General features: G+C 66.9%; 5 protein-coding genes. 3 read left to right on the plus strand and 2 right to left on the minus strand.

Annotation, left to right across the window (positions count from 1 at the left end):
- Together GA0115259_RS36420 and rpsF are read right to left on the minus strand one after the other, a co-directional pair.
- A partial coding sequence (locus GA0115259_RS36420) for a single-stranded DNA-binding protein (RefSeq protein WP_093604756.1) occupies nucleotides 1-531 on the minus strand: 531 nt, incomplete at its 3' end.
- Nucleotides 532-605: 74 nt separating this feature from the next.
- A complete protein-coding gene (rpsF, locus tag GA0115259_RS36425; RefSeq protein WP_006604399.1) occupies nucleotides 606-896 on the minus strand; it encodes a 30S ribosomal protein S6 in 291 nt (96 codons plus the stop codon).
- 272 nt (nucleotides 897-1168) lie between these two features.
- On the opposite strand from rpsF, the gene GA0115259_RS36430 reads away from it, so the two are divergent.
- From GA0115259_RS36430 to GA0115259_RS36440, 3 genes are all read left to right on the plus strand, one after another.
- Nucleotides 1169-1483, plus strand: coding sequence for a hypothetical protein (locus GA0115259_RS36430; RefSeq protein WP_093604750.1), 315 nt, complete (start codon nucleotides 1169-1171; stop codon nucleotides 1481-1483).
- Between the two features lie 110 nt (nucleotides 1484-1593).
- A complete protein-coding gene (locus tag GA0115259_RS36435; protein WP_093604752.1) occupies nucleotides 1594-2712 on the plus strand; it encodes a lipid II:glycine glycyltransferase FemX in 1119 nt (372 codons plus the stop codon).
- A gap of 113 nt (nucleotides 2713-2825) precedes the next feature.
- The coding region (locus GA0115259_RS36440) for an alanine racemase (RefSeq protein WP_093604754.1) at nucleotides 2826-3832 on the plus strand (1007 nt) is incomplete at its 3' end.

Below are 3832 nucleotides of genomic sequence, written 5' to 3' on the forward strand. Positions count from 1 at the left end.
TTCCCCCCCGCCGCTCTGCGGCTGCTGGCCACCGCCGGCCGGCGCGCTGGTGGCCCACGGGTCGTCGGCGGGAGCACCGCCACCGCCCTGCGGAGCTCCGCCACCGGGGCCGCCGCCCCAGTTGCCGCCGCCCTGGCCACCGCCATAGCCGCCCTGGCCACCGCGACCAGTGGTCTTGGTGACCTTGGCCGTGGCGTTCTTGAGGCTGGGGCCGACTTCCTCGACATCCAGCTCGTAGACCGTGCGCTTGACGCCCTCGCGGTCCTCGTACGACCGCTGCTTCAGCCGGCCCTGCACGACGACGCGCATGCCTCGCTGGAGCGACTCGGCGACATTCTCCGCCGCCTGACGCCAGACCGAGCAGGTCAGGAACAGGCTCTCGCCGTCCTTCCACTCATTGGTCTGACGGTCGAATGTGCGAGGAGTGGACGCGACGCGGAACTTCGCGACCGCCGCACCGGAGGGGGTGAAGCGCAGCTCGGGGTCGTCGACGAGATTGCCGACGACCGTGATGACGGTCTCGCCTGCCATGGGTGAACCTCTCGGCGGGGATTGCTTCTGGCTGCTTGCTGCTGCTCGGACCCGATGACCGCTGAGCTAGACGCTCAGTGGGTCTCGGGACGGAGGACCTTGGTCCGGAGGACCGACTCGTTCAGGTTCATCTGTCGGTCGAGCTCCTTGACGACCGCAGGCTCGGCCTGAAGGTCGATGACCGAGTAGATGCCCTCGGGCTTCTTCTTGATCTCGTAAGAGAGACGACGACGGCCCCAGGTGTCGACCTTCTCGACCTTTCCGTTGCCCTCACGGACGACGGAGAGGAAGTTCTCGATCAGCGGGGAGACAGCGCGCTCCTCGAGATCGGGGTCGAGGATGACCATCACCTCGTAGTGACGCATGTGGAACCCACCTCCTTTGGACTCAGCGGCCACGGTCGTTCCGTGGCAGGAGGGTCGTGATGCGTGAGCAACGGTATCGGCCGCCACTGACAATCCGGCTCGCTGATACGAGAGATCGTGTGTGGCCTGGGCAGACACCGGTGCAGAACGTACAGACTACCCGCACTGCGGCTTCCGCTTGAAATCCGGCCGCCTTAGGCCGCAATCTGTACACATCGGGTGTGTGCGACGCTACGATGCGCCGCCTTCCGGCTATGGCCAGGAGGTGCCACATGGCACAGGCAATGCGACCGAACTCCGCCACCTCTCTCTTCTCCACCGACGGCAAGCGCCATCCTCGCCAGGACACATTGGTCGCGGTGACGCTGACGCTGGGACTTCTCGCCTTTTTCTCGGCCTTCTTCTACAACCTGCATCTGCTCAGCTCATGGGCCGGACTGGTCGGGATCCTGACGGGCGCGTACGGGCAGTTCATCTCCGTGACGACCCGTGAACGCTTCCTCACCATCCTCGGGCTGGGAGCCTCGGCGGTCGGCTTCTTCCTCGGAATGGCACACGGCGGACTGTTCGGCGGAGTCCTCGGCTGACGGCCGCTCCGCACAGGGCCAGACCGGGCGCTCCATCGGCGCAGTAGGCTTCGGCGCGAGAGCCGGAGCCCCTGTATCCATGGGGACACACCTGCCGAGGAGCGCCCCGCATGAGCCTGACCCTGAGGACCATCAGCCGAGAGCAGCATCTGGCGTACATCCAGAACCTGCCCGCGGCGAGTCATTGCCAGGTCCCGGCATGGGCTGACGTCAAGACGGAGTGGCGCTCCGAGAACCTGGGCTGGTTCGACAAGAACGAACAGCTCGTCGGCGTCGGACTGGTGCTCTACCGTCAGCTCCCCAAGATCAAGCGGTATCTGGCGTATCTGCCCGAGGGCCCGGTGATCAACTGGTACGCCCCCAATCTGGACGACTGGCTCCAGCCGATGCTGGCGCACCTCAAGCACCAGGGCGCCTTCTCCGTGAAGATGGGCCCGCCGGTCGTCATCCGCCGCTGGGACGCGGGCGCCATCAAGTCCGGTATCCAGGACCCGGACGTCAAGCGTCTGCGCGATGTCGAGGCCACGCACATCGAGCCGCGCGCCTTCGAAGTGTCCGACCGGCTGCGGAAGATGGGCTGGCAGCAGGGCGAGGACGGCGGCGCCGGCTTCGGGGACGTACAGCCGCGCTATGTCTTCCAGGTGCCGTTGGCCAACCGCTCGCTGGACGATGTCCTCAAGGGCTTCAACCAGCTCTGGCGGCGCAATATCAAGAAGGCGGAGAAGGCCGGCGTCGATGTCGTCCAGGGCGGCTACGACGACCTCGCCGAGTGGCAGCGGCTCTACGAGATCACGGCCGAGCGCGACCACTTCCGGCCGCGCCCGCTCTCGTACTTCGAGCGGATGTGGTCCGTCCTGAACGCCGAGGACCCCAACCGGATGCGCCTCTACTTCGCCCGGCACGAGGGCGAGAACGTCGCGGCGGCGACGATGCTGATCGTCGGCGGCCATGTCTGGTACTCCTACGGCGCGTCCGCCAACCACAAGCGCGAGGTCCGGCCCTCGAACGCGATGCAGTGGCGGATGCTGCGTGACGCCTATGCGATGGGCGCCACCGTCTACGACCTGCGCGGTATCTCCGACTCGCTCGACGAGACCGACCATCTCTTCGGTCTGATCCAGTTCAAGGTGGGCACCGGCGGCGAGGCCGTCGAGTACATCGGCGAGTGGGACTTCCCGCTCAACAAACTGCTCCACAAGGCGCTCGACATCTACATGTCGCGCCGTTAACCGCGATGATGGGCCGCGGACACGTGCGGTGGACCTTCCGTAAAGCCCTCAAGACCCCCAAGCCCACCCATATCCTTCCTGCACCGCAGACCCGAGAAAGGTTCCGGACCGGCATGGCGCTCTCCCTCTACGTCGACACCGCGCGCTGGCGGGCGCACCAGAAGTCGGTCATCGAGCAATTCCCGGGGCTTGTCCCGGTCTGCAAGGGCAACGGCTACGGCTTCGGCCATGAGCGTCTCGCCGACGAGACCACGCGTTTCGGCTCCGACATGCTCGCCGTCGGCACCATCTACGAGGCCGCCCGGATCAAGGACTGGTTCAGCGGTGACCTTCTGGTGCTCACTCCCTTCAGGCGGGGCGAGGAGCCGGTTCCGCTGCCCGACCGCGTCATCCGCTCCGTCTCGTCCGTCGACGGAGTCTTCGCGCTGGTCGGCGCCCGTGTCGTCATCGAGTGCATGTCCTCCATGAAGCGCCACGGCGTCAAGGAGGAGGAGCTGGGCCAGCTCCACGCGGCCATCGAGGACGTACGTCTGGAAGGCTTCGCCCTGCACCTCCCGCTCGACCGTACGGACGGCTCCGACGCGGTCGAGGAGGTCATCGGCTGGATGGACCGGCTGCGCGCGGCACGGCTTCCTCTGCACACCATGTTCGTCAGCCATCTGCGCTCCAGTGAGCTGGCCCGGTTGCAGCAGCAGTTCCCGCAGACCCGCTTCCGCGCCCGTATCGGAACGCGGCTGTGGCTCGGCGACCACGAGGCCACCGAGTACCGCGGCTCCGTCCTGGACGTCACCCGGGTCGTCAAGGGCGACCGGTTCGGCTACCGCCAGCAGAAGGCCGCCTCCGACGGCTGGCTGGTGGTTGTCGCGGGAGGTACGTCCCATGGCGTCGGCCTGGAGGCTCCCAAGGCCCTGCACGGCGTGATGCCTCGCGCCAAGGGCGTCGCCCGGGCCGGTCTGGCCACAGTCAACCGCAATCTGTCGCCGTTCGTCTGGGCCGGGAAGCAGCGCTGGTTCGCCGAGCCGCCGCATATGCAGGTGTCGATCCTGTTCGTACCCTCCGACGCCGACGAGCCCAAGGTCGGCGACGAGCTGGTGGCCCATCTTCGCCATACGACGACACA

This window comes from Streptomyces sp. MnatMP-M17, from assembly GCF_900091995.1.
GTDB lineage: Bacteria > Actinomycetota > Actinomycetes > Streptomycetales > Streptomycetaceae > Streptomyces.

Coding starts and splice junctions, on each gene's coding strand:
- rpsF (WP_006604399.1), bottom strand. CDS start 896: ATGCGTCACTACGAGGTGATGGTCATCCTCGACCCCGATCTCGAGGAG.
- GA0115259_RS36430 (WP_093604750.1), top strand. CDS start 1,169: ATGGCACAGGCAATGCGACCGAACTCCGCCACCTCTCTCTTCTCCACC.
- GA0115259_RS36435 (WP_093604752.1), top strand. CDS start 1,594: ATGAGCCTGACCCTGAGGACCATCAGCCGAGAGCAGCATCTGGCGTAC.